Below are 26,439 nucleotides of genomic sequence, written 5' to 3'. Positions count from 1 at the left end.
CAGTAGTGCGCGATAAATACTCGGTTCTTAATAGAAACCTTACCTCTAAGCTGAGTCATTATAGCAATCGCTACTCGCTTAGACGTATTAGTTAGCCTTTCTCAGTAACATTTTAAGAAATAATGTTGACCTTGCCCTTACGGGAAGGTTTATGTTTAGCCATAGATGAGAATTGGAGTATCACTATGAACCACTACATGACCCCATTGAGCGGCTTGAACTGCATGGGCTGCGCGAAAAAAGTGCGCAACCTACTCAGTGACGTTGAAAATACCAACATCAACGAACTCTCTCCGACTTATATCGATGTGAAAACACCTTTAAGTTACGCCGAGATTTCTGAGCAAATCGGCACGCTGGGATACTCTATTGGTCATCAATGGCACTTCTCTCTGTCTGGATTAAACTGCGGTAAATGCGTCAACAAACTCACCACGGCTCTGAAAGAGAACTCGCAAGTTGGCGCTTTCGAGGTTTCCAAAACCGAACTAACGATAACCACGCTACTTTCTGAAAGTGAGGTTATCGAGTCCGTAGAGGCCGCTGGCTATCAAGCGCGCCCATATTCGAAAGATGCGGAAGTCAGTGACAGCGAACCACAATCATCAACACCATTAGAATCACCCGTTGAAAAACCAAAACCGGTAAGCACTGAGCCTAGTCTTGCTCATACTTCAACTGAGCAATCGCACTCTTATCACTTAGTTTTACAGGGAATGACCTGTGCAAGCTGCGTCTCTTCTGTTGAAAAGGCGCTCAAGTCGGTACCTGACATAGCACGCGTCCAAGTCAACCTCGCTGAACAAACAGCTTTAGTCTTTAGTTCAAGTGTACGCGAGCAGATAGAGCAACCACTTCTGCAAGCAGTGAAAGATGCTGGTTACCAGGCGGAATTTGTAGAAGACGCTCAGACTCAGCAAGAACAGCAGCAACGTCAACATGCCAAACTGCAGCGATCATTTCTGATCAACTCGATCTCCGCTCTGGCTCTCGGTGTGCCAATGATGGCGTGGGGTGTCTTCGGTGGCAGCATGATGATCGAAAGCACCGGCGATCAACTTGGTTGGGGCTTGATGGGTATCATCTGTTTGGTGTTATTGGCAACCTCAGGTCGTCAATTCTTCATTAACGCCTTACAATCACTACTCCACAAGCGTGCGACGATGGATACCTTGGTCGCATTAGGCACTGGTGCCGCGTGGTTGTATTCAATGCTGGTTGTGATCGCGCCGGATTGGTTCCCTCAAGCTTCGCGTCATGTTTATTTTGAGGCCAGCGCAATGATCATAGGCCTAATCTCATTAGGTCATTATATTGAGGCCAAAGCTAAAGCTCGTACGACTCAATCATTGCAAGCACTAATCAACTTGCAACCTCAACAGGCAACCGTAATTGTTGATGGCAAAGAGCAGCCTATTGCTGTGGAAGCCATTGAAGTCGGTATGCAGATTCGTGTTAAGCCCGGAGAAAAAATGCCCATCGATGGTGTGGTGATCTCTGGTGAATCGTATGTCGATGAGTCCATGCTTACGGGCGAGCCTCTACCGAACATCAAGAAAGTTGCAGACAAGGTATCGGCGGGCACCATAAATGGTGATGGAACCCTTGTAATAGAAACGACAGGTACTGGCTCAAGCACCATGCTTGCTCGTATTATTCAGATGGTTCGACAAGCACAGAGTACCAAGCCAGCAATTGCCAAATTGGCAGACTCGATCTCAGCCGTATTCGTGCCTGTTGTTGTCGCTATTGCCGCTGTTGCAGCCGGTATTTGGTTTATTTTCGGCCCTGAGCCAAGCGCAAGCTATATGCTGGTTGTTTCAACTACAGTACTGATCATCGCCTGCCCGTGTGCGCTGGGTTTAGCGACACCTCTGTCAGTCACCGTAGGCGTAGGAAAGGCTGCGGAGCTTGGCATTCTCATTAAAGATGCCGATGTTCTGCAGTCTGCCAGTAAGGTCGACGCGGTAGTGTTCGATAAAACAGGCACCTTGACCGAAGGCAAGCCTCAAGTACAACAAGTATTTAGCTACGACATCAGTGAAGCCGACTTGATGACTCTCGCCTACTCCCTAGAGGTTGCCTCTGAGCATCCACTAGCGAAAGCCATCTGTCTCCATGCGCAATCTTTAGACCTTGATATCCAGCCAACTTCTGAATTTGAGAACCTCCGCGGCCAAGGTATCCAAGCCAATATTGATAGCCAACGAGTACATGTAGGCTCTCTGAGTTTCATGCAAAACCTTGGGGTACAGCTCGATATCGCGGACAGCGCAATTGAAGAGTGTAACAAAGCGGCATGGACGCCTATTTTTGTCTCGCAAAATAATCAACTTAAAGGCATTATCGGCGTCTCTGATTCGTTGAAACCTGACAGCAAGCAAGCGATTCAATTGTTACAAAGCCGTGGTGTTCATACTGTGTTGCTGACCGGCGATAATCAAGCGGTCGCTCAAGCGATTGGTACCCAGTTAGGGATTGATGACGTCATCTCTGACGTATTACCGGATCAAAAAGCGGAACACATAGTGAAACTGCAACAGCGCTATAATCAGGTTGCTATGGTCGGCGATGGTATTAATGATGCGCCCGCATTGGCTCAAGCCGATGTCGGTATCGCAATGGGTAGTGGCAGTGATGTCGCCATTGAAAGCGCACAAATGACGCTACTGAATTCATCACCCGTTTCGGTGAGCAATGCCATTGAATTATCTCAGGCCACGGTCAAAAATATGAAACAAAACCTATTTGGGGCATTTGTTTACAACTCCTTAGGTATTCCAATTGCCGCTGGAGTGCTTTACCCAGTATTCGGGTTCTTATTGAGCCCAGTGGTGGCGGGAGCAGCTATGGCTCTCTCTTCCATAACCGTTGTAAGTAATGCAAACCGCTTGCGACTATTTAAAACTACAGATAATAAAGACCAATAAAATTATCTTCATGAGGTACACCATGATTCGTAAAGTTCTGACTATCACTGCGCTTACTATTGTCTCAGGTCAAGCATTAGCTGCCAATGTACTTAACCACAAGTCTCCATACTGTGGTTGCTGCACAGACTGGACAGTTCATATGCAAGAAGCTGGATTTACGGTGACAGAAAAGCTCCACGACAACATGAATGCAGTTAAACAAAAGCTTGGCGTGACACCTGAGCTAGCGTCTTGCCATACAGCGGAAATCGACGGCTATGTATTTGAAGGTCATATCCCTGCAGATGACATTAAGGCTTTCTTAGAAAATCCACCACGTAATGCGGTCGGCCTTGCGGTTCCAGGAATGCCAATGGGCTCTCCAGGCATGGAGTATGGTGACGAGAAAGATGAATACTCAGTTTACGCTTTCAATGAGAAAGGTCAGGTGTTCGAATACCGCCACTACAAAGGAAACTAATCTGTCCTTGAGCTAACGTAAGCTCTCAACACCTAGAACGAAAAATAGAGCCTAGTAACTGCATACCCAAGACTTGATATGCAAACTAGGCTCTTTGCTTTGGACAGTAAAGCAAATTTTTATGGCATCAACCGGGCTGTTGGTGCCTGAGTTTCTCCTCTACGTTCGGCTGTGTAGAAGAGGCGGCAAGAAAGTAATCTTGCCGCTGCAATTCAATTAGAAGCCGTAAGAAGCACCGAATACGAATGCATTGTTCGTTTTAGAATCGCCATTAGCGAAGTCTACACCGTTAGCTTGGCTACGGAATTCAAAGTAAGGCTGAACACCTTGACGAGTCCAAGTTGCACGTAGCTCGTGATCCATAGCTTCCGACTCAATCATGTAAACGTTGTTGTAGCTTACTGATAGGTCTTCGTTCACTGTGTAACCGATGCGGTTATCCATGCGGTAGTCTGTTTTGTCATCGTTAGAAGTCGCATCAATGTGAGCACGTGTACGGTTGCTAATCGAGATACCGTTATCGAAGTTGTAGCCGATTTTTACAAGTGGACGGTATTGAATGCTGTCACCTGCAGAGTAAAGGTGTTGGTAACCCGCAGCTACCCATAGTTTGTCAGTGATGTTGAATGACTGCTCACCACCTACAGTAATGAACGCGTTAGCTTGACCTGTAGTCGCTGTAGTACCGCTCTCTTCAGCAGTTAAGCCTTCAAGATCACCAAGTTGAATACCATCAAACTCTGTATAAACCGTTAAACCGCCTAGAGAGTTATTAAACGTGTGGCCAGCTTCTAGAGTTGAAGTCATTTTTGACCCATGAATACGACCGTCATCATGTAGCTGAATGTTACCCGTTACGTAAGAAGAACCAGCGAAAGCGCTAGAAGCGAAAGCAAGAGAAAGAGCACTTAGAGCGATAATTTTTTTCATAGTAAACTGCCTTAGTTTGATTTTTAGCGGTATATCTTCGGTATATCATTCACCTTCACCGCTTGAGTAATTGGTTGCCTCCCTGGCATGAAATCTATGTTGCTCGAATTAATTTGCGTTTCAAAATAAAAGAGTCATCTCAGTGATCTCCCTCACCGTCAAAAAACAATAAGTTATTTTCAACTTTAATATCAATCACTTACAAAAAGTAAAAATAGATAAAAACCGTGTGCACAATATAAAAACCGTGTTTGATCACATAAATTCGAAATCTTAATTCGGTTTTGAATCGTTCAATCACACCGCTTTGAGACTTTTTTATAACGGACTTATTTTTTATCGAAAATAATGAGATCTTCATCACCATCGTTATGAGTCGGAGTAAAACCATAATGTTTAAGGAATAATCGAACTCTACAATACGACGGTAAGCTTCCGGATCATCCAACAACAAAAAAGCTCCCTATGAGAAGGGAGCTTTGTCATTGAATTGCGTTATGCTTTTACTTTACCGTGGTCACTCGGCTAGCTCGCTCACCGCTTTCAGAGATAGAGCGGATATAAATTTCACCTTCAACGCTTGGTCGCTGGCTGTCATCGTATGTTGACCATGTTTTACCATCAGTAGAGTATTGCAGCTCAACCCCTGGGAACTGAACGTTCATCGCCAGTTTTCCAGACTCAACTTTGGCACCTGGTACCGGTAAGCGGTAATCAATGCCTGCTTTTTCTAACTTAGCCAATTCACGCTGACCAAGTACGTTCGCAAAACGGTTGTAATCTTGATTTAGTGCTGCTTTGTCTACCAAGTTAGAGTTCTGAGAATACTCAACACCCACTTTGTAGTCGTTCTCCCAATCAGCTCGGTGCCATGCACGCTCTGCAGCTGCTAATACACGAGGGAACACCATGTATTCATATTGCTCATCGTTACGTACTGTCTCAGACCAAAGCTGTGCTGACAAACCGTAGAATGGCTTCGCGTCGATTTCACCTTTACCAGTGAAGCCGTTGCCATCTCGGTCGAGCGATGTTTCTGCGTTTTGAGGCATGTTCTCAGGTGCAAAACCAAACATTTTACGTGTGTCGGTTGCGCGAGTTGCCCAGTAGTAACCACGCTCTTTGGCATCCACTTCATATGGCATGTCCATGTAGACATAGTCTGGGTTAGACACGATTACGTCATAACCTTTCTTAGACCACTCGTACACTGATGACGTGCCGCCCCAGTAAAGAACGTCCCAGAAGTTTACGCGAGTATTCTCAGTCGCAAAGGCTTTCTCGCCCTCGCTGTATTTCAAGCCATCTTGCCAGGCTTGGAAGTTTGGAATGCCCTTCTCTGCAACAATCTTCGACACCTCTTCTGCAAAATGGCTCGGCAGATGACCAAAGTCGCTCACTGTACCGTCAGCAATCAAAGTCTGACACTGTGGAGACTGAGCAAATGGCTTGTCTTGTTTAGACAAATCAATGTTACCCTTCCAACCCACTTTATCTTCAGCATTGATATCTTGCAGGCCCGCGCCAAGCTTGATGTTCTTCGCTTCATCGCCACCGAAGTGCCATGTGGTTATTGGAGTCCCTGCTTCTTGGTGCATTGCTGCAACTTCTGAAATCACTTTATCAACAAAGCGAGTTGAAGACTCCATACATGGATTGATGAAGCTTTGCTTGTCGTAAAACTGAACTGTGGTGACGTTCGATGTATCTTGAGGGTCCATCAGGCGGTATTCGTTCGCTTCTGCTTCTTTACCCTCTTCCATTAGACGGTCGTAACGCGCTTCCATTGATACTACCGCTGCACGAGCGTGCGCTGGCATATCGATTTCTGGAATCACTTCAATGTTGCGTGCTTTCGAGTATTTCAAGATTTCCACGTAATCTGCTTTGCTGAAGTAGCCAGAGCCAAAGTTATCTGACGTTGAACCAGATCCAAGCTGAGGCAGTAAACAGCTTTTCTCTTCCAAATCAAAACAACGATTAGCACCCACTTCTGTCAGCTCAGGCAGACCCGGGATTTCCAAACGCCAACCTTCATCATCCGTTAGGTGAAGGTGCAGTTTGTTCATCTTGTACGCCGCCATTTGGTCTAGCGTCGCAAGAATTGCTTCTTTAGAGTGGAAGTTACGAGCTACATCCACCATCACACCACGATAATCAAAACGCGGTGCATCTTGAATAGAAAGTAGTGGTAAAGATTCAACGTTCTGGCTGTCTATTAGGCCAAAAATAGACTGAACTGCGTAGAAAGCACCCGCTTTGTCGAATGCTGCAATTGTAATTCCCTCTTTCGAGATGCTTAAGTCATAAGCACCAGATCTCGCCAAATCACCCTTAAACTGAGTAGGAACAACAGCAACACTTACAGGAAGGCCGCCACTCACGTCTAGGTTTACCACATCCGCACGTGCTTCTAGTGCAGCAAATTGTTCAGCATCAAACGCTTCTTTGGGTAAAGCAATACCACCAGCGATATCAACATTACCTTCACCAACTTCCACTGACATCGGTGTAGGCAATAGCGTTGTTGAAACATCTTGAGCAACAAGATCCGAGTTCTTTTCAAAGCGCGTAACTGCCGTTGCCATAACGTTGTTGTCATCAGAAGTACGTTTTAAGTTGTTACCCTCTAACCCTGTTACAAATGAAGCAACGTCTTCTGTGTTAAGAGAAGCGATCATCTTAGGTTCTGCGTTTGGCGCAGCAACAAAAGCACCCGGCATAAAGTCGGTCTCAAATAACTGCCAGTATTCCCCAATCAAAGGAAGCGAGATCTCTTCACCAGCAGCAAAACCATCGAATTTATCGGTTGGCTCAAGTTTATGTAGGTCACCCGTTACACGAGTAATTTTGAACTGCTCATTATCAACATCTAGGATTAAACGAATGCTGTGGAAGTAGATAGCCCAATCTTTAGAGTCAACGGCTTCGCCTTGGTTAACCAGCGTCATGTTTACCTTGTTACAAGATGCCCATTCAGCGCCTAAGTCCTGACATGCTAGACCTTCGTTCGCACCGTGGTTCGTCAGCACCTCATATTGAACATCGAGATTCTCAGCCAACGTATTTACGACTTGTTGCTCTGTCGAATGTGTAACAGCACACCCAGTTAGACCGGCCAAAACTGCGACTGATAGTAAGTTTCTCTTCAACATCGTATTCACCCATAAGTTAAAATTGAGTGGAAGCAAATAAGAGCGCCTCCAAAAGATGAATTCACTATATGACGTTATTTTTCGCCGTGAATTAAATCAAAGCAAGAAAGTGATCAACTTCAAACACGAACAGAAAACAAAAAATATAAAAACTTTAAAATCATACAGTTATCAAAAACGAACAATCCGTCATTTTGATTTTGACGTAAATATTGGGAATCACTTCACAGATTATGGGGCGAAATTGATAGATTACTCACCGTATTTCACTGTGGTATTTTTTAAGTCAAATCAATGCGCGGATTTTTTCTCGCTATAACGTGATTAACCTCTAATAAAATTACGTTAAAAACCAACGTCAAAATAGATTTTAACGAGCTACTACAACGAATTAAGGAGCCAATGTGCGCCGAATACTCAGTTTTATTGTTCTCTTCTGTACAACGCTCTCAACGGCAATAGCAGAGCCTCTTTTATGGCAGGCTAAAAAAGGTCAACTTGAGTTCATTATCTTCGGTTCTGTTCATGCCGGCGATAAATCTATGTACCCCCTTCCTAAACCAGTCAATGAGGCGCTTAAGCGCAGTGATGGGCTTATCTTAGAGGCAGACCTCAAACAGACGGGTGGCTTAAAGTACCCTTCAACGACAGTAACAACCGCTGAAGTACTCAATGATATTCAAGAAGCTCAGTTCAAACAGATCACTAAGTCTCTCAACTTGCCCCATCAGCAAATGTTACTCTCTCCACCTTGGGCTACGGCACTGACAGTGCAGATGAAACAGTTCGAACAGTTAGGTTATCTGCCGCAGTTTGGTGTAGATGCACACATTGCAGGTCTCGCAGAGGAATTTGATAAACCGCTCATTACCTTAGAGTCGTTACAATTTCAGATTGATTTGATTTCTCAAGGTAAAGAAGGAGGCAAAGACCTTCTGCTGAGTTCTATTGAGGAGTTCGATGAATCAGGCAAAGCAACCCGCTGTTTAATCGATAGCTGGAAAGCTGGAGACAAGAAAAACCTAGAACACATTGCAGAGTTGGCCGCAATGTCGCCGGAGTTAACCGCCGCGTTCCTTACTGATCGTAATCACGACTGGGCTAACAAGCTCAGTAGTAATAGTTGGAAGTTAGAACAAGAGGCAACCTATATGGTTGTGGTTGGCGCGATGCACCTCATTGGCGAGCAGAACCTTATTGAACTGTTGGAGAAGCGCGGTTTTAAAGTCGTTCAACTGTCAAACAGCCAACAAGCACAATGTGAGGTGGAATAAAGGTTATCGTAGCCATGCACTTAACGGTGACCTTTTCATTATAAAATCATTACCTGATTGACCCAATCCTCACAATGAATAGCACCATCGCGGTGCTATTATAATGCGCTCGTTCAAGACAAGGCGTAACGTCAATGAAATCCATTTTCTTAAAAACCACATTAAGTCTTTTTATTTTTGTACCCTCGGTCGTATCAGCGAAAGAGACTTGCCACATTGAACAGTTTCAGCCAGTCGACATTCAACCGGACATCAGTGGTGGTCTAATAGATAAAGAAAGTGGTCAGTTTCTTATTACTCAAAAGCCGCCAATGCGATGCGCTACTGTGACCTTCACTACCTCAACGACCCGCAACCGTATTGCCGATCAGATGAGCAACCGCTTTGAAGCGACCTATTTTGATAACCAGGCGAGTAGTTCCCACTCCATCACGTTCGACGAAGATGCGGTTAAAGCAGGTTATATTCGTGTTGGCCCGAATAACCCAGTAGATGCTTATGTTTGCTTTGAAACATCAGAAACACCGATTAAAGCGATCACTTGCGATGTGAAATAGCGGACATGATTGAAGAAAAGATATTTCAAGGGGTGGCTCGCTGGGTCAGCCCTTTTCTTCATATGATGGAAGGAGATTCCCTACTCGCTCCTTCGTCGCTCTAGGGAATGACGGAGCGCTTATAGCTATAAGATCTCAAATACAAAAAGCCCAAATGCAAAAAAGCCGTAGCCACTATCTATTATAAAGAGGGCTACGGCTTTCTTTAATGTGGTCGGTGAAGAGCCTATTTTGAACATCAGGCGAACCCCGCTTGGGTTCTAATTCTATTTTCTATATTCCAAAACGACGAAAGCCTGCTCATAGAGCAGGCTTTCTATATATGGTCGGTGAAGAGGAATTCGACGCGGCTGGGCTTCCAGACCCCACCCTTGGGTTCTAAACCAAATCGAAACAAAAAGCCCAAATGCAAAAAAGCCGTAGCCCCTATCTGTTATAGAGAGCGCTACGGCTTTCTTTAATGTGGTCGGTGAAGAGCCTATTTTGAACATCAGGCGAACCCCGCTTGGGTTCTAATTCTATTTTCTAGATTCCCAAACGACGAAAGCCTGCTCATAGAGCAGGCTTTCTATATGTGGTCGGTGAAGAGGGATTCGAACCCCCGACCCTCTGGTCCCAAACCAGATGCGCTACCAAGCTGCGCTATTCACCGAGATATCTAACTGGCTCATTGCCTGTCGATGGAGCGTATAATACGGAATCTGAGTTTATCCGCAAGCGCTTTTTTCATTATTTCCTTCAATATTATACCGTTCGAACAAAAGACAACCAAGCACGATGAGAATGTGACCAAATACACACACTTACCAACAAAGATTTAACTTATGCAACAGGTTTGATCCAGATCAGTAAATCGATAGGTTCAATTAATAGAATTATACGTGTCACATAACTTTGAGGTATACACATGGACTTTTGGCTAGATCTCCTATTTGGTAATGCAGTGGGACTATCTTCAATGATAGTAATCTTCGGGGCTCTTGGTCTCATGATGTTTTATGGAGGCTTCTTCATTTACAAGGTTATGACCGACAAATCTCCTCACTAGAGTCGCCAAGCCTTAATCACCAACCTGTTTAAGTTGGGACTTAAAGATGCTTTGCACCGGAGCTGACTAATATTGTCTGCTCCGGTTTTTTCGTTTTTGAACCACCCCATAACTTAGGTATACTTTCGTTATTCCTCTCCAACTTGAGATAACCACTATGTCTCATGATGACGACCTAGATCTATTCCAACAAATGATGGGCGACGTTAAGCGTATTGACCAAGATACCGCGGAGCATCAAAAAGTTCACCGAGTCACCGAATCTCATCTTGCTAAGCGCGAAGCGGCAATGTGGCTCTCTGACGATGAAAAGGATTACCTATCTTTAGACTACTCTCCGATGCTGAAACCTGAAGATATTGTGGAGTACAAAAAAGACGGCGTGCAAGATGGCGTTTATAAAAAGCTGCGCTTAGGGAAATACCCAATTCAAGCCAAGTTAGATCTGCATCGAAAAACGCTTAAAGATGCACGTAACGAGATCCTCTCTTTCTTGCGTCAGTGTCTACGTATGGATATTCGGACTGTGATTATTGTCCATGGTAAAGGCGAACGCTCTAACCCACCAGCGATGATGAAAAGCTACGTCGCAAACTGGCTATCACAAATTAACGATGTTCAATGTGTCCATTCTGCGCAGCAGTTCCACGGCGGTACGGGCGCGGTATATGTGATGCTAAGAAAAAGTGATGATAAAAAGCTCGAAAACCGAGAAAGGCATCAGAAGCGTATGAGTTAGCACAAGAAATTTAATTCGTGCTCAAGCTCACACTAGATGCTAAAATTATGCGCAGTTAAAGATACATACTCAGAAAGCAACTACTCGGTAGTTGCTTTTTGTTTACCTATATTCCGTTGTGAAACGCTAAGAGAAAATCATGTCACAAGAACCCCAAGCGAAACGTCTCAATAAATACATCAGTGAAACTGGCTTCTGCTCTCGTCGTGAAGCTGACAAGCTGATTGATGCTGGCCGTGTCACCATTAATGGTAAAACACCAGAAATGGGCACAAAAGTCCTCCCTGGTGATGACGTAGAGATTGATGGCAAACCTGTTCGCTCGAAAGAGAAGCCTATCTATATCGCTCTAAATAAGCCAACCGGTATCACTTGTACTACCGAGCGCGATATTCCAGGGAACATTGTTGACTTTGTTGGTCACCATAAACGTATTTTCCCAATTGGTCGCCTTGATAAACCTTCAGACGGTTTGATTTTCCTGACCAACGACGGCGATATCGTCAACAAGATCCTTCGTGCAGGCAACAACCACGAGAAAGAGTACGTGGTTCGCGTTGATAAACCAATCACAGGCGAGTTCTTGAAGAAAATGGCATCAGGCGTGCCGATTCTAGACACTGTTACTCTGCCATGTAAAGTGGAAAAAGAGACCAAATTCTCTTTTCGTATCACCTTAACCCAAGGCTTGAACCGCCAGATTCGTCGTATGTGTGAAGCATTAGGTTATGAGGTATTCAAGCTACGTCGTGTGCGTATCATGAACATCTCATTGGATGGTATTCCAAATGGCAAATGGCGTTACCTAAGTGATGACGAGATCTCAGAAATCTTAGCAATGTGTGAAGGTTCTGTTAGCACAGAAGAAGCCTCAAAGCTGAATGCTAAAGGTCAACGCATTCGTAAAGCAACCGATGCAAAACTGTTTGATAGCCGAGAAGAGAACCAAGGATCTAGAGCTCGCCGTAACCAGAAAGAGAACCGCCCACGTACCTTCAAAGGCAACAATGCCGATGAGTTCCGTCATGCGCCAAACTCTAAGCGCGGCAAACGTCCATCGAATGGTGACGACCAGCAACGTGGTGAGCGTCAACGTACAAATCGCCAAGAACACTCAAGCAACCAACAGCGCCCAGATAACCAAAAGCGCAATGACAACCGTGGCAAAGCACCTTCTCGCCCTCATGGCAAACCGACAGCAGCTCGTACTCAAGACTCAAACCGAGCACCAAAAAAACGTGTTGGCGGTACATTAAGCCTGAAGAAGTAGCTTTTAATATACTGAATTAATAAAAATGCCCACTAACTAGTGGGCATTTTTGTATTCGAAGAGAATATAGTGAACAGACTAGAGGCACAAATCGACAAATTGAGCCCGAGTCAGTGTTGCAAGGTCGCTTGGGGCTAACTCAATTTCCAAACCTCGTTTACCCGCACTGACACAGATGGTTTCTTGCGGCTCAGCACTAGAGTGAATAAAGGTCGGCAACGCCTTTTTTTGACCAAGAGGGCTAATACCTCCAACCACATACCCCGTCGTCTTCTGAGCAATATCCGGGTTGGCCATCTCGGCTTTTTTGCCTTTTGCTGCTTTCGCTGCCAGTTTCAGATTCAACTTTTGGTCCACCGGGATCACTGCAACAGCGAGATCTTTCGCCACACCATTCAGACAGAAAAGCAGTGTTTTAAAGACTTTCTTCGGGTCTTGCCCCAACGCTTCCACCGCCTCTAACCCATAGCTGTCGTGGCTTGGATCGTGGTCATATTGGTGGATGGTGTGAGTGACTTTTTTCTTCTTTGCTAGGTTGATGGCCGGTGTCATGGTTTTTCCAAATATCAGATAAACAAAAAGCGATGCCGAAGCATCGCTTTAGTTAAAATTATCAAGCTCTAAGAGTCAATCTAAACTCTCGATTTACCTAATTATTTGTAAACCATTTCACCAGATGGTGCGTATGCGTTTACGTCTACTGGGCTGTTCGCTTCTAGGTACTCTTTTAGTACTTCAGCATCAACAAAACCAGTGTTTACGTAACCTGGGTGACCCGTTAGTTTAGGGTAACCGTCACCGCCTGCCGCGTTAAAGCTTGGTACAGTGAAGCGGTACGTTTCGTCTAGACGAAGCTGCTTACCACCAATGAATACGTTAGACACTTTGCCGTTTTCTACTGTCATTGAGATACCAGCGAATTGAGCGTAAGCACCAGAGTCGATTGGTTTCGTTGCAACAACATTTAGGTAATCCAGTACTTCAGCACCTGTCATGTCAGTGTAAGTTAGGATGTTTGCAAATGGTTGAACCGTTAGTACGTCTTTGTACGTTACTTCACCTGCTTCGATAGAATCACGAACACCACCAGAGTTCATCACAGCGAAGTCAGCTTTAGCGCGCTCCATGTGAGAGGTTGCGATCAGGCGACCAAGGTTTGTTTGTTGGAAACGAACAACGTTACGGTCACCTTCAAGCTTGCCATTTGTTTCAGCAATCTTAACTTCAAGCTGAGCTTGGCCCTGCTCTTGGAATGGACGTAGGAACTCTAGTAGTTCTGGATCTTGAGCAATCTCATCTTGGATAAGAACACGTTGTTTCTTACCGTCGATCTTAACCTTCTTCTTAAGGTTAACTGGGATTAGATCGTAGCTTACCATCTCTAGCTCGCCGTTACGGAATTCGTAATCAGCACGGCCTACGTATTTACCCCACTCGTGAGCTTGAACAATGTAAGTACCGTTTTGTACGTCTGGCTTACACTCATCACCTGGCTTGAAGTTTTTCTTCGCCACGTTCGGGCCTTCCATACATACAGGCTCTTGAGAGTGACCACCAACGATCATGTCTAGGTCGCCTTCGTTTAGGTAGCGAGCAAGTGCAACGTCACCCGGTGCGTTAACGCCGCGCTGACCATTTTCATAGTGACCCATGTGAGTTACTGCGAAGATAAGATCCGGCTTTTCTGTTTCCTTCAGTTCAGCGATAAGTGCTTTCGCTTCTTCTTTAGGGTCACGGAAGTCGATACCAGCAATAAACTCTGGGTTACCGATCTTAGCGGTATCTTCTGTTGTTAGACCGATAACAGCAATCTTGATGCCTTGTTTTTCAAACATCTCGTAAGCTTGGAACTTGCGCTCACCTGTAGCTTTGTCGTAGATGTTTGCAGATAGCATAGGGAAGTTAGCCCAATCAATCTGCTTAGCTAGCACGTCTAGAGAGTTATCAAACTCGTGGTTACCTAGTGCCATTGCATCGTAACCGATCTTGTTCATGCCTTTGAAATCTGGTTCAGCATCTTGTAGGTCTGACTCTGGAACACCAGTGTTGATGTCACCACCAGATAGAAGCAGCACGCTACCACCTTCTGCACGAATCTCTTCACGAAGCTCGTCGATCAGAGTCTTACGAGCGGCCATGCCGTACTCACCGTATTTGTTCTGCCAGAAGCGACCGTGATGGTCGTTGGTGTGCAGAACAGTTAGCTTGTAAGTTTTATCGTTTTCCCACTCTTGAGCTGGTTGAGATGCACAACCGGCAAGAGTTGCTAGGATCGCAGCACTTAGTGCTGTCTTTAGAATAAGGCGTTGCTTCATTGTCATACCTTTGAACTTTTAGGGGAATCCACTGCTTTAAAATCATCCAGATTAAACGGACGCTTGTTTGGCAAACGTCGTTAAAGGATAGTAAAACTTGAAGTAGTTTAAATTAAGAAGGTAAACCTAACAGAGTGATTTCATATTTATGTAGGATAGATCACCTTAATCAGCTATCGACTGTGTAACAAACAAACAAAGTTGCATTTCAGTCAATAAGTGATCACAAGCAAACGTTTTCATGCGTTTTCGGTCCATTTGTGATATTGATTAACCAATCAACAATTTAAGGTAACTTAAAATCAAATTTACAATGGTTATCAACTACTTATTGTTATAATGTAACACCTATAAGTACGCCTAATAATGCTCAGCTGTGGCTCTAGCCTCTGCAAAAATACAAATAACAGACATAAAAAAAGCTGGCCTAATGCCAGCTTTATTACTTAACGATAACGACTATTTGATGTCGATATGTTCAAAGCCTTTAATCAAATCATCAAGTGCTTTCATTTGTGCCAAGAACGGCTCTAGCTTATCCAAAGGAAGTGCTGATGGGCCATCACAGCGTGCTTGATCTGGATTCGGGTGCGCCTCAATAAACAGACCAGCAATACCTGTCGCAAGACCCGCTTTTGCAAGTTCTACTGTCTGCTCACGACGACCACCTGATGCCGCACCTGAAGGGTCACGCATTTGTAGTGAGTGAGTTACGTCAAAAATGATTGGGCTGCCGTTTGATGCTTTTTTCATTACACCAAAGCCAAGCATGTCTACAACTAGGTTGTCATAACCCATGCACGAACCACGCTCACAAAGGATGATGTTTTCGTTGCCACACTCAGCAAACTTATCAACGATGTTGCCAACTTGGCCTGGGCTCATGAACTGAGGTTTTTTCACGTTGATTACAGCGCCGGTCTTAGCCATCGCTTCAACAAGGTCAGTTTGACGAGCTAAGAAAGCAGGAAGCTGAATCACATCGACTACGTCTGCTACTGGCTGTGCTTGCGCTTCAGTATGAACATCAGTGATAATTTTCACGCCGAACGTGTCTTTCAGCTCTTGGAAAATCTTAAGACCCTCTTCCATACCAGGACCACGGTACGAGTGTACAGAGCTGCGGTTTGCTTTATCAAAAGACGCCTTAAATACGTAAGGGATACCTAGCTTCTCAGTCACTTTAACGTAGTGTTCACAGATCTGCATCGCCAGATCGCGAGACTCAAGAACATTCATACCCGCAAATAGCGTAAATGGCTTATCGTTTGCAATTGGCATATCGCCAATGTGAACTGTTTTCTGTTCCATCATATTCTCTCTAGATAATTATTAATTAGTGAACCACAACGACTTTTTCGTTCATCGCATTCACTTGAGATTTAAGTAACTCAGACGCAGGGTCATCTGGGCATTGGTCAATAAAATACTGATAGTCGGTCGCAGCGATTTGGTGGCAATCAAGTTGCTGATAAATAAAGCCACGATCGCGAATCTCGTACGGATCATCGGGTACGAAAGTCAGAGCTAAATCGGTACACTTTAGTGCAAGAGTATAGCGCTCTTCTCGCAGCAATGCGCTTTTCAACAACGCTAACCACTTGCCGATAATCGTTGGGTGATCAGCCACTTCAAGGTGTTCGTTCTTCACTTCAGCAAGCGGGCCATCATGGCCAATCAACCAAGCACGCAGGGTTTGTTGCCCAACATACTCACCATTATATGGGTTGATGTAGACTGGCGTCTGCCCGTACCAAGTCACTTTGAGTAGAAACTGCGTCGGGAAAGAGACACCATCAACAGGGAAACCTAACTTACGACCTAGATACAAAAAGATAGCACCTAAGCTAACTGGCACGCCCTTTTTGCGCTCTAACACCTTATCAATAAAGGCATTATCTGAAGAGAAATACGCATCTTTATCTCCAGCAAAACCCCACTCGTAGAAGAATAAGCGGATGAAAGATTCAAACTTTTGCTGTTCGTCCGTCTCATGCACCAATGCTTGCTCAGCATCTTCCAACAGTCGAGCCAGCTCTAGCTCTGCCCACTTGTCTTGAGTCTCAGGGTTTACCGCTTTATTTAAGATCAAAGCACCTTCCACCAGCTCTAGCTGGTCAAAGTCTTCGTCAAAAAATTCGTACATAGATAATTAACCGAAATACTAAGATAACTTACCGAAATAAGGTGATTATTAGCCAAAAAATGTTGGTGTCTTGGTCATGGCAATCTTACCTGCCATCGCCAACCAACCTAACGCGCCGAAAAATGAAAATGTTCTAAGTAGCTTGTTTTTACCAAACTTAAGCGCAAAGAAACCCAATGCGATGTAAGCCATAACACAAGTCAGTTTCTCTGTTAGCCACGGAGCTGCTGGAGTAAATGGAATGAAACCCGTAATCAAGATCAGACCAATACCAGATAGAAGCAGTAGTGAGTCGTTAATGTGCGGGAAGCGCTGCAGGAATGGATGCTTCAGCATTGGCGAGTTTGCCATCATAAGTGCATAGCGAACCGACAGTAGCAGAGCACTCAGCCCAACCGTCAATAGGTGAAAATGTTTTAAACCTTCGTACATGATATCCCTTTAATTTCTCTAATTGGCGTTTTATCAAACACCGACACTAAGGTAGATAGCGCCCCAATGTGACTCTATCATTACCGCCATAGTCTTTTTCTGTCATGACGTCTAAATAACCCAAGGCCTGCATGATCTCGCGAACCGCATCTCCTTGATCGTAACCATGCTCAAACGCCAACCAGCCATCAGCTTCTAGATAATGGCGAGCCTTATCAGCAATGTGCTTGATGTCAGCTAACCCTTTCTCTTCGGCAACCAGCGCTGTAATAGGCTCGAAACGCACATCCCCTTGAGAGAGATGCGGATCATCTTTCTCGATATAAGGTGGATTCGACACTATCAATGAAAAACGACTGTGTTCAGGCAACGGCTCAAACCAACTGCCATTTAAAAAAGTAGTGTTGGTGATATTAAGGCGTGCTGCATTCTCAGAGGCAAGTTGCTGTGCTTCAGGTCGTAGATCAATGCCCGTTACACGACGATTCGGCATTTCAGAAGCCAAAGCTAAGGCAATTGCTCCTGTCCCCGTACCTAAATCTAGGATCTCACCTGTCTTACCGAATGTTTTATCCAACGCGACTTCAACCAAACGCTCAGTGTCAGGCCGAGGAATCAAAGTTGAAGGAGAAACTTTCAATGGTAGTGACCAAAACTCTCGCTCGCCGACAATATACGCGACCGGTTCTCCAGTGAGCCTGCGTGTTAGCAGTTCATTGAAATGCTGTTCTTGTTCGAGAGTCAGATGTTTTTCTGGCCAGGTAAGAAGGTAGGAGCGAGGTTTATCAAGCGTGTGGCAAAGCAGCACAGCGGCATCAATAGAGGGCGATGTATTCTCGCCCTCCTGAAGCTGTACGATTGCTGCTTTTAATGCACTTTCAACCGTATAGGCAGATTGCATAGGTTTTAGTTGTTCTCAGCTAGCGCAGCAAGTTGGTCAGCTTGATGCTCTTGAAGTACTGGATCAACTAAGCTTTGTAGATCGCCTTCTAGCACTTCATTCAGACGGTAAAGTGTTAGGTTGATACGGTGATCAGATACGCGGCCTTGTGGGTAGTTGTAAGTACGGATACGGTCACTACGGTCACCCGAGCCTAGTAGGTTACGACGTGTATCTGACACTTCAGCAGCACGACGCTCTTCTTCAGCTTGTACAATACGCGCAGCAAGAACTGCCATTGCTTTCGCTTTGTTTTTGTGCTGAGAACGCTCGTCTTGACACTCTACTACTGTACCGGTTGGCAAGTGAGTAATACGAATTGCAGAATCCGTGGTGTTAACGTGCTGACCACCCGCGCCTGATGCACGGAATGTATCGATTTTCAGGTCTGCCGCTTTAATTTCTGGAAGATCCGCTTCTGGGATTTCAGGCATAACAGCAACAGTACATGCAGACGTGTGAACACGACCTTGAGATTCAGTTTCTGGTACACGTTGAACACGGTGACCGCCTGACTCAAACTTCATCACGCCGTAAACGCCTTCGCCGCTTACTTTTGCGATCATCTCTTTATAGCCGCCTTGCTCAGAGTCATTGCTGCTCATTACTTCAACGCGCCAGCCTTTCTTCTCTGCAAACTTAGAGTACATACGGAAAAGGTTACCCGCGAAGATACCCGCTTCGTCACCGCCTGCACCAGCACGGATCTCTAGGAAACAGTTACGCTCATCGTTTGGATCTTTTGGCAGAAGTAGAATTTGAAGCTCATCAGTCAGGCGTTCAATCGCCTCTTTCGCTTCTTTAATCTCTTCCTGCGCCATTTCGCGCATCTCTTCGTCGTCTTCTTGCGCCATATCTTCAGCAGCTTCTAGATCATCTTGCGCTTGCTGGTACGCTTGGAAGCACTTAGTCACTTCTTCTAACTGAGAGTACTCTTTAGATAGTGCACGGAATTTGTTTTGATCACCGATCACATCTGGATCACCAAGCAGGTGTTGAACTTCTTCGTAGCGTTCAACAAGTGTTTCAAGCTTTACTAGAATCGAGGCTTTCATATTCGTCTTATCTTTTTGGAGGTCTAAATTTATTGAGGGTCTTCTAAGCCCAAACTCTGTCTAATGACCGTTAATTTCGCAGGTTCTCCTTGCTCAGCTGCACTTTGTAGTGCGCGTGTTGGAGCATGGATCAATTTATTGGTGAGCTTATTACTCAGCTCAAGCAAGACTTTCTCAGGATCACCGCCCGCAGCCAGTGATTGTAAACTCTTGCTTAGTAATTCTTCTCTGATTTCATTCGCCGACTTTCGATACTCGCGAATACTATCAACCGCTTGCAAAGAGCGCATCCAACTCATGAATGCCGCACTCTCTTCACTTACAATGGCTTCCGCTTGAATGGCTTCCACTTTACGCTGTTCAATGTTGCCATCAACAATCGATTGTAAGTCATCGACCGTGTAGAGGTAAGCATCGTTAAGATCGCCCACTTCCGCTTCAACATCACGTGGTACTGCGATATCAACGAGCAGCATAGGTTGATGTTTTCTCTGTTTCAGAGCGGTCTCAACCATACCCTTACCGATAATCGGTAGAGGACTCGCCGTTGAACTGATCACGATATCCGCTTTATTAAGGTGGTCTGGGATCTCATTCAAGCTGATCACCTCAGCCCCAAACTCTTCTGCTAGCCCTAAAGCTCGTTCACGAGTTCGGTTAGCCACGATCATTTTAGTACAGCCATTAGCTGATAGGTGTTTTGCAACCAGTTCAATGGTTTCACCAGCACCCACTAATAACACCGTTGAATCTTCAATCGATTCGAAGATGTGTTTCGCCAATGTACAGGCTGCATACGCGACAGAAACTGCACTACCGCCAATTTCGGTTTCGGTACGAACACGCTTAGCAACAGAGAAAGACTTTTGGAACAGTTTCTCCATCGATGCATCAACGGCTTTTTGTTCACGCGAATCAGAATACGCTTGTTTTACCTGTCCGAGAATTTGAGGCTCACCCAATACCAAGGAGTCCAAGCCACATGCCACACGCATAAGGTGTTTAATCGCCGCTTGCTCTTCATGAATATAAAGGCTGGGTTTTAGCTCTTCTGGGCTAACATCATGAAAAACTGATAACCATTCGATCAGCTTATTCTTAGCTGCACTTTTAACGTCGCAATACACTTCTGTTCGGTTGCAAGTGGACAGTATGACACTTCCATTCACGTGTGCATTTGCGTTAAGTTGCCTTAGTGCATCAGATAATTTATCTGGACCAAACGCTACTTTTTCTCGCAATTCAACCGACGCTGTATTGTGATTGATACCTACGGCAAGCAAAGACATGTATCAGAAGTTCTCGATCAGGGTTTAAAAACAGGATGCCGAATTTTACTTGATGCATGGCTCTATTTAAAGGGCAAGCAGGATTTGTTTTCCTGAGTTCGTGAATTCAATGCTATAGTTGAAGCGTTTTTTCGATAATATTGAACAAGTTGTGAGCAAGCATGGATAAATTTCGTAAAATTGCCTCTCTGATTTTTTTCTGTCTGGTGGTAGCAGGTTGTGTTTCAGTACCAGAACAACCAACCAGTGTAGAGTGGCAAGCACACCAACAACAACTGCAAGAGATCCAATATTATCAAGCGACTGGCAAGCTCGCATATATCTCTCCTGAAGAGCGCCAAAGCCTCAACTTTTTATGGAAGCACTCTCCAAACTTCAGCCAATTACGACTGACGACTTTCCTTGGACAAACCGCACTGAATCTCACCGTTAATGAGTATGGCGCTAAAGTTGTCACTTATGATGACCAAGTGTTTACCCATCGAAGTGCCTCTAAATTGGTTAAACAGCTAACAGGGTTGACGATCCCCGTTGATCATCTACCACAATGGCTGCTTGGTAATCCCGATGAAGCCGATACCTATCTATTAAACGCCAGCAATACCGTAGAAGCACTTTCTAAGCAGATTGATGGCAAGGCTTGGCAACTTAACTTTGACCGCTACCGCGATGTCACACTGAGCCAAAATAGTGATGGCCAAAGCAATACAGTGGAAAAGGTACTGCCTCTTCCAACGCGCCTCTCATTTAAACAAGATGAAAATAAGATCAACATTGTGGTCTCTAAATGGACACTCGATAAATGATTTCGACACAAACTCACTGGCCATCACCGGCTAAGCTGAACCTTTTTCTCTATATTACCGGTCGTCGTGATAACGGTTACCACGAATTGCAAACCCTGTTTCAGTTTATCGATTTTGGCGATGAGCTGAGTATCACAGCACATCAGCGCTCAAACCAAATCACTATTTCTCCCCAGATACCAGGGGTTGCTACTGAAGATAACCTGATCTGGAAAGCCGCGACCGCGCTTCAGCAATACTCCAACACCGCTTTTGGTGCAGACATTGAACTAAAGAAAGTTCTGCCTATGGGCGGCGGTATTGGCGGTGGATCATCGAATGCCGCAACCGTGTTAGTCGCATTGAACTACCTGTGGCAGCTCAACCTATCTGATGACCAATTAGCTGAGATAGGCTTAAAGTTAGGTGCGGACGTTCCTGTATTCGTTCGTGGCTTCTCTGCTTTTGCTGAGGGCGTAGGTGAGCAGTTGCACCCTGCTAACCCAGAAGAGAAGTGGTATTTGGTGGTTAAGCCTCAAGTGAGCATTGCAACCGTAGACATATTTACTCATCCAAATTTAACCAGAAATACGCCGAAGCGAGAGCTAGCAACGCTTCTAGAGCAAGAATACGTAAACGATTGCGAAAAAATTGTACGAATGCTGTACCCAGAGGTTGATAAGCAACTTTCATGGCTGCTACAATATGCGCCGTCGAGATTGACCGGCACCGGTTCCTGCGTTTTTGCTGAATTTTCGAGCAAAAACGAAGCAGAATCTGTACTGGCAAAACTGCCTGACACCGCCTCAGCATTTATTGCTAAAGGTCGAAATCTTTCACCTTTAAAAGAGGCGCTGGCTGAACACCAATCAGCCCACCCACAATCTATTTAAAACTGGACGCAACCCTGAGGTTTCCACCGTGCCTGATATGAAGCTATTTGCTGGTAACGCAACACCTGAACTAGCCCAACGTATTGCTGACCGTCTATACATCTCTCTTGGCGATGCTACTGTAGACCGTTTTTCTGACGGCGAAGTCGCTGTACAAATCAACGAAAATGTTCGTGGTAGTGATGTATTCCTAATTCAATCTACTTGTGCACCAACCAATGACAACCTAATGGAATTGGTGGTAATGATTGACGCAATGCGCCGTGCTTCTGCTGGCCGTATTACTGCTGTAATCCCTTACTTCGGTTATGCCCGTCAAGATCGTCGTGTACGTTCTGCTCGTGTGCCAATTACTGCAAAAGTTGTTGCAGATTTCCTTTCTAACGTTGGCGTTGACCGCGTTCTAACTATCGACCTACACGCTGAGCAAATCCAAGGCTTCTTCGATGTACCAGTTGATAACATCTTCGGTACTCCAGTTCTTCTAGAAGACATGGCTAACCGTGGCCTAGAAAACCCAGTAGTGGTTTCTCCAGACCTAGGTGGCGTTGTACGTGCTCGTGCAACAGCTAAAGCGCTGGGTGACGTAGACATCGCTATCGTTGATAAGCGTCGTCCACGTGCTAACGTTTCTGAAGTAATGAACCTAATCGGTGATGTTGAAGGTCGTGACTGTGTGATCGTTGATGACATGATCGACACTGGTGGCACACTATGTAAAGCAGCTGAAGCGCTAAAAGAGCGCGGTGCTAAGCGTGTATTCGCTTACGCAACTCACGCTGTATTCTCTGGTGGTGCTGCAGACAACATCAAGAACTCTGTTCTAGACCAAGTTATCGTTACTGACTCTATCTCACTATCTCCTGAGATGGCAGCAACAGGTAAAGTAACAACTCTTAGCCTATCTCGCATGCTTGCTGAAGCGATTCGTCGTATCAGCAACGAAGAGTCAATCTCTGCGATGTTTAACTAAGACTCACTACTCTAGTCATAGAGTAATGCGTTTAAAAAGCACTTCCAACGAAGTGCTTTTTTTATACCTGAACAATATTGCGCTATGGTTAGTGTCATGAATAGGGTCGGCAAAAAGGACAAGTTGTCCACTGCTCGCACCTTTTTCATAATTTGTGATATCATACGGCGCTTTTTGAAATCCCGAGAGAGATCCATACCTTGAGCCAACAAATAAAACTTCTCGTTGGACTGGCAAATCCAGGTCCAGAATACGCCAAGACTCGCCACAATGCGGGTGCATGGGTAGTTGAAGAATTAGCACGCGTACACAATGTTACGCTAAAGAATGAAGCAAAGTTCTTTGGTTTAACTGGACGCATTATGGTTCACGGTGAAGATCTTCGCTTGTTGATCCCAACAACTTACATGAACTTGTCCGGTAAAGCCGTTGCGGCAATGGCGAAGTTCTACCAAATCAAACCAGAAGAGATCATGGTTGCGCACGACGAGCTCGATCTTCCTCCTGGCATTGGTAAGTTCAAAAAGGGTGGCGGCCATGGCGGTCACAATGGACTCAAAGACATCATCAGCAAGCAGGGTAACAATAAAGAATTCTACCGTCTTCGTTTAGGCATTGGCCATCCGGGACACAAAGATAAAGTTGCAGGTTATGTATTAGGCAAAGCTCCGCAAAAAGAGCAAGAGTGTATTGATGCCGTTGTTGACGAATCAGTACGCAGCCTAGACATCTTATTAAAAGATGGCCTATCAAAAGCACAAAATCGCTTACATACGTTCAAAGCAGAATAAGGTTTATATCATGGGTTTTAAATGTGGCATCGTTGGCCTACCAAACGTTGGTAAGTCAACTCTGTTTAATGCACTAACTAAAGCAGGTATCGAGGCAGCAAACTTCCCGTTTTGTACCATCGAACCAAATACAGGTATCGTTCCAGTACCTGATCTACGTCTAGATGCATTAGCGAAAATTGTTAATCCGCAGAAGATCCTTCCAACAACGATGGAATTCGTTGATATCGCAGGCCTAGTAGCTGGTGCATCTAAAGGTGAAGGTCTGGGTAACAAATTCCTAGCAAACATCCGTGAAACTGACGCAATTGGTCACGTAGTTCGCTGTTTTGAAAACGAAAACATCGTTCACGTTTCAGGTAAAGTATCACCTATCGACGACATCGAAGTGATCAACCTTGAACTTGCACTGGCTGACCTAGACAGCTGTGAGCGTGCAATTCAACGTAACGCTAAGAAAGCAAAAGGCGGTGACAAAGACGCTAAGTTCGAAATCACTGTTCTTGAAAAACTACTACCAGTTCTTACTGAAGGTGGTATGGCACGTACTGTTGAGCTATCAAAAGAAGAAGCGGCAGCAATCGGCTACCTAAACTTCCTAACACTTAAGCCAACAATGTACATTGCGAACGTAAACGAAGACGGTTTCGAAGATAACCCGTACCTAGATGCAGTTCGTGAATACGCAGAAAAAGAGAACAACGTTGTTGTTGCTGTTTGTGCGGCTATCGAATCAGAGCTATCTGAACTTGAAGACGAAGATCGTGAAGAGTTCCTAGCGGACATGGGTATCGAAGAACCCGGTCTAAACCGCGTTATCCGTTCTGGTTACGAACTACTTACTCTGCAAACTTACTTCACTGCAGGTGTTAAAGAAGTTCGCGCTTGGACTATCCCTGTTGGTGCAACAGCGCCACAAGCTGCGGGTAAGATCCATACTGACTTCGAAAAAGGCTTCATCCGTGCAGAAGTTGTTGGTTACGACCACTTCATCGAGTTTAACGGTGAGAGCGGTGCAAAAGACGCAGGTAAATGGCGTCTAGAAGGTAAAGACTACATCGTTAAAGATGGCGATGTTGTTCACTTCCGCTTCAACGTATAAGTTTTATTAGCAACTTATTGCCAAAGGCCAGTGTTCTCACTGGCCTTTTTTGTTTTCTTTATTCAATGATTTCCATTCATCTCAAAATTAACTGCACCAAAATATCGGGTTTCAACCCCATTTTTTGATCACAAATACGCCTCTTTGTCTAAAAAGAAATCGAACAGGCATTTATTCGTGATTTATTTAAAAAAAAAGTTGACGGGTTTCACTCAACTACGCATAATGCGCCCCGTTCCCAACGAAGCAACAACACTTCAAAAGGGAATGACAACTTGGAAATGGCTACTTAGCTCAGTTGGTTAGAGCACATCACTCATAATGATGGGGTCGCAGGTTCAAATCCCGCAGTAGCCACCATTTCCTAAACACTTTTCTCTCTATGAGTTAGAGTATTTAGGAAATATGCGGAAGTGGCGGAATTGGTAGACGCACCAGATTTAGGTTCTGGCGCCGCAAGGTGTGAGAGTTCAAGTCTCTCCTTCCGCACCATATTTGAGATATCTTTTGATATCAATTGTTGGGCTATCGCCAAGCGGTAAGGCACCGGCTTTTGATGCCGGCATTCCCTGGTTCGAATCCAGGTAGCCCAGCCACAAATTAGTGCAATTATCTGTAAAAAGGTAATAGCATTGAAAGCGAGTTTAGTTTATATTGTCTCGCTCTCAGATGGCTACTTAGCTCAGTTGGTTAGAGCACATCACTCATAATGATGGGGTCGCAGGTTCAAATCCCGCAGTAGCCACCATTCTTTCATTAGAATGAAAATACAACGTGATACTGATTTTACCAGTTATCGGTATCACTAAAGAATTGTTGCGGAAGTGGCGGAATTGGTAGACGCACCAGATTTAGGTTCTGGCGCCGCAAGGTGTGAGAGTTCAAGTCTCTCCTTCCGCACCATTATTCTTCTTCGGAAACGAAGAGCGTGTGATTGACACATGAAACAATCCAGTTGGGCTATCGCCAAGCGGTAAGGCACCGGCTTTTGATGCCGGCATTCCCTGGTTCGAATCCAGGTAGCCCAGCCACTAATACAACGTTATTGAGATTCACCAATCATCTCTCTAACTAAAAAATTGATGCGGAAGTGGCGGAATTGGTAGACGCACCAGATTTAGGTTCTGGCGCCGCAAGGTGTGAGAGTTCAAGTCTCTCCTTCCGCACCATTATTCTTCTTCGGAAACGAAGAGTGTGTGATTGACACATAAAACAATCCAGTTGGGCTATCGCCAAGCGGTAAGGCACCGGCTTTTGATGCCGGCATTCCCTGGTTCGAATCCAGGTAGCCCAGCCACTAATACAACGTTATTGAGATTCACCAATCATCTCCTTAACTACATTATTTGCTA

22 protein-coding genes and 9 tRNA genes are annotated in these 26,439 nt (G+C 45.0%); 20 read left to right on the top strand and 11 right to left on the bottom strand.

The genetic code is table 11. The annotated features are described in order from the left end of the window. Window positions 1-185 precede the first annotated feature (185 nt). The gene (locus L1D60_RS22355) at window positions 186-2,930 is read left to right on the top strand and encodes a copper-translocating P-type ATPase (protein ID WP_275665806.1); all 2,745 of its coding nucleotides are present in this window, start codon (window positions 186-188) and stop codon (window positions 2,928-2,930) included. 22 nt (window positions 2,931-2,952) lie between these two features. Beyond that, window positions 2,953-3,393, top strand: a complete 441-nt coding sequence (locus tag L1D60_RS22350; RefSeq protein ID WP_239843034.1) for a DUF411 domain-containing protein — start codon at window positions 2,953-2,955, stop codon at window positions 3,391-3,393. Window positions 3,394-3,609: 216 nt separating this feature from the next. On the opposite strand, the gene L1D60_RS22345 is transcribed toward L1D60_RS22350, so the two are convergent. Together L1D60_RS22345 and L1D60_RS22340 are read right to left on the bottom strand one after the other, a co-directional pair. Further along, entirely contained in the window at window positions 3,610-4,323 is a 714-nt protein-coding gene (locus L1D60_RS22345) for an oligogalacturonate-specific porin KdgM family protein (RefSeq protein WP_239843033.1), read from the bottom strand. Window positions 4,324-4,826: 503 nt separating this feature from the next. Then, window positions 4,827-7,478, bottom strand: a complete 2,652-nt coding sequence (locus L1D60_RS22340) for a beta-N-acetylhexosaminidase (RefSeq protein WP_239843032.1) — start codon at window positions 7,476-7,478, stop codon at window positions 4,827-4,829. 404 nt (window positions 7,479-7,882) lie between these two features. Here L1D60_RS22340 and L1D60_RS22335 point away from each other — a divergent pair, with 404 nt between their 5' ends. Together L1D60_RS22335 and L1D60_RS22330 are read left to right on the top strand one after the other, a co-directional pair. Then, window positions 7,883-8,752, top strand: coding sequence for a TraB/GumN family protein (locus L1D60_RS22335; RefSeq protein ID WP_239843031.1), 870 nt, complete (start codon window positions 7,883-7,885; stop codon window positions 8,750-8,752). 134 nt (window positions 8,753-8,886) lie between these two features. After that, window positions 8,887-9,309, top strand: a complete 423-nt coding sequence (locus tag L1D60_RS22330; protein WP_239843030.1) for a hypothetical protein — start codon at window positions 8,887-8,889, stop codon at window positions 9,307-9,309. Window positions 9,310-9,884: 575 nt separating this feature from the next. On the opposite strand, the gene L1D60_RS22325 is transcribed toward L1D60_RS22330, so the two are convergent. Next, window positions 9,885-9,961: transfer RNA gene (locus L1D60_RS22325), tRNA-Pro, on the bottom strand. A 255-nt stretch (window positions 9,962-10,216) separates the two neighbouring features. Here L1D60_RS22325 and L1D60_RS22320 point away from each other — a divergent pair. From L1D60_RS22320 to rluF, 3 genes are all read left to right on the top strand, one after another. Next, window positions 10,217-10,357: a DUF3149 domain-containing protein gene (locus tag L1D60_RS22320; protein ID WP_004739790.1), complete on the top strand. Its 141-nt coding sequence runs from the start codon at window positions 10,217-10,219 to the stop codon at window positions 10,355-10,357. 157 nt (window positions 10,358-10,514) lie between these two features. Continuing rightward, window positions 10,515-11,096 carry a DNA endonuclease SmrA gene (gene smrA, locus L1D60_RS22315; RefSeq protein ID WP_032550078.1) on the top strand — a complete coding sequence of 194 codons (582 nt, stop codon included), beginning with the start codon at window positions 10,515-10,517 and terminating at the stop codon, window positions 11,094-11,096. A gap of 139 nt (window positions 11,097-11,235) precedes the next feature. Further along, window positions 11,236-12,366, top strand: a complete 1,131-nt coding sequence (gene rluF / locus L1D60_RS22310) for a 23S rRNA pseudouridine(2604) synthase RluF (protein ID WP_239843029.1) — start codon at window positions 11,236-11,238, stop codon at window positions 12,364-12,366. A 78-nt stretch (window positions 12,367-12,444) separates the two neighbouring features. Here the strand turns inward: rluF and ybaK are convergent, their stop codons facing one another. The 8 genes from ybaK to hemA all read right to left on the bottom strand — a co-directional run bounded on the left by ybaK (window position 12,445) and on the right by hemA (window position 20,543). Then, window positions 12,445-12,918, bottom strand: coding sequence for a Cys-tRNA(Pro) deacylase (ybaK, locus tag L1D60_RS22305; protein WP_239843028.1), 474 nt, complete (start codon window positions 12,916-12,918; stop codon window positions 12,445-12,447). A 101-nt stretch (window positions 12,919-13,019) separates the two neighbouring features. Next, on the bottom strand, window positions 13,020-14,681 hold the full coding sequence (ushA, locus tag L1D60_RS22300) for a bifunctional UDP-sugar hydrolase/5'-nucleotidase UshA (RefSeq protein ID WP_239843027.1): 1,662 nt from the start codon (window positions 14,679-14,681) through the stop codon (window positions 13,020-13,022). Between the two features lie 459 nt (window positions 14,682-15,140). Then, window positions 15,141-15,992, bottom strand: a complete 852-nt coding sequence (kdsA, locus tag L1D60_RS22295; protein ID WP_239843026.1) for a 3-deoxy-8-phosphooctulonate synthase — start codon at window positions 15,990-15,992, stop codon at window positions 15,141-15,143. A 25-nt stretch (window positions 15,993-16,017) separates the two neighbouring features. Further along, window positions 16,018-16,827, bottom strand: a complete 810-nt coding sequence (locus tag L1D60_RS22290) for a SirB1 family protein (RefSeq protein ID WP_239843025.1) — start codon at window positions 16,825-16,827, stop codon at window positions 16,018-16,020. Between the two features lie 48 nt (window positions 16,828-16,875). Beyond that, a complete protein-coding gene (locus tag L1D60_RS22285; protein WP_239843024.1) occupies window positions 16,876-17,259 on the bottom strand; it encodes a SirB2 family protein in 384 nt (127 codons plus the stop codon). A gap of 46 nt (window positions 17,260-17,305) precedes the next feature. Beyond that, a complete protein-coding gene (prmC, locus tag L1D60_RS22280) occupies window positions 17,306-18,160 on the bottom strand; it encodes a peptide chain release factor N(5)-glutamine methyltransferase (protein WP_239843023.1) in 855 nt (284 codons plus the stop codon). Between the two features lie 5 nt (window positions 18,161-18,165). Beyond that, complete coding sequence (gene prfA, locus L1D60_RS22275; protein ID WP_032550070.1) at window positions 18,166-19,254, bottom strand: peptide chain release factor 1; 1,089 nt, start codon at window positions 19,252-19,254, stop codon at window positions 18,166-18,168. A gap of 29 nt (window positions 19,255-19,283) precedes the next feature. Then, entirely contained in the window at window positions 19,284-20,543 is a 1,260-nt protein-coding gene (gene hemA / locus L1D60_RS22270) for a glutamyl-tRNA reductase (protein ID WP_032550069.1), read from the bottom strand. 161 nt (window positions 20,544-20,704) lie between these two features. Here hemA and lolB point away from each other — a divergent pair, with 161 nt between their 5' ends. The 13 genes from lolB (at window position 20,705) to L1D60_RS22205 (ending at window position 26,384) form a co-directional block, all read left to right on the top strand. Next, entirely contained in the window at window positions 20,705-21,349 is a 645-nt protein-coding gene (gene lolB, locus L1D60_RS22265) for a lipoprotein insertase outer membrane protein LolB (RefSeq protein WP_239843022.1), read from the top strand. Continuing rightward, window positions 21,346-22,221 (top strand): 4-(cytidine 5'-diphospho)-2-C-methyl-D-erythritol kinase, encoded by an 876-nt coding sequence (gene ispE / locus L1D60_RS22260; RefSeq protein ID WP_239843021.1) that lies wholly within the window; start codon window positions 21,346-21,348, stop codon window positions 22,219-22,221. The genes lolB and ispE overlap by 4 nt, the downstream gene beginning before the upstream one ends. Window positions 22,222-22,249: 28 nt before the next feature. Then, a complete protein-coding gene (locus L1D60_RS22255) occupies window positions 22,250-23,194 on the top strand; it encodes a ribose-phosphate pyrophosphokinase (protein ID WP_032550066.1) in 945 nt (314 codons plus the stop codon). A 200-nt stretch (window positions 23,195-23,394) separates the two neighbouring features. Then, on the top strand, window positions 23,395-23,985 hold the full coding sequence (gene pth / locus L1D60_RS22250; RefSeq protein WP_239843020.1) for an aminoacyl-tRNA hydrolase: 591 nt from the start codon (window positions 23,395-23,397) through the stop codon (window positions 23,983-23,985). A gap of 10 nt (window positions 23,986-23,995) precedes the next feature. After that, on the top strand, window positions 23,996-25,087 hold the full coding sequence (gene ychF, locus L1D60_RS22245; RefSeq protein ID WP_239843019.1) for a redox-regulated ATPase YchF: 1,092 nt from the start codon (window positions 23,996-23,998) through the stop codon (window positions 25,085-25,087). 283 nt (window positions 25,088-25,370) lie between these two features. Continuing rightward, window positions 25,371-25,447: transfer RNA gene (locus L1D60_RS22240), tRNA-Met, on the top strand. 47 nt (window positions 25,448-25,494) lie between these two features. Then, window positions 25,495-25,579, top strand: a tRNA-Leu gene (locus L1D60_RS22235). 29 nt (window positions 25,580-25,608) lie between these two features. After that, a tRNA-Gln gene (locus L1D60_RS22230) sits at window positions 25,609-25,683 on the top strand. A gap of 75 nt (window positions 25,684-25,758) precedes the next feature. Further along, a tRNA-Met gene (locus tag L1D60_RS22225) sits at window positions 25,759-25,835 on the top strand. A 70-nt stretch (window positions 25,836-25,905) separates the two neighbouring features. Further along, window positions 25,906-25,990 (top strand) — tRNA-Leu (locus L1D60_RS22220). Between the two features lie 53 nt (window positions 25,991-26,043). Further along, a tRNA-Gln gene (locus tag L1D60_RS22215) sits at window positions 26,044-26,118 on the top strand. Between the two features lie 53 nt (window positions 26,119-26,171). Then, window positions 26,172-26,256: transfer RNA gene (locus L1D60_RS22210), tRNA-Leu, on the top strand. A 53-nt stretch (window positions 26,257-26,309) separates the two neighbouring features. Further along, window positions 26,310-26,384, top strand: a tRNA-Gln gene (locus tag L1D60_RS22205). The last annotated feature ends 55 nt before the right edge of the window (window positions 26,385-26,439 follow it).

It is taken from the genome of Vibrio sp. Isolate30, from assembly GCF_022397975.1.
Taxonomy (GTDB): Bacteria; Pseudomonadota; Gammaproteobacteria; order Enterobacterales; family Vibrionaceae; genus Vibrio; species Vibrio fortis.
Note: the sequence above shows the minus strand (reverse complement) of the source record. Positions and strands in the feature narration are given on the sequence as shown.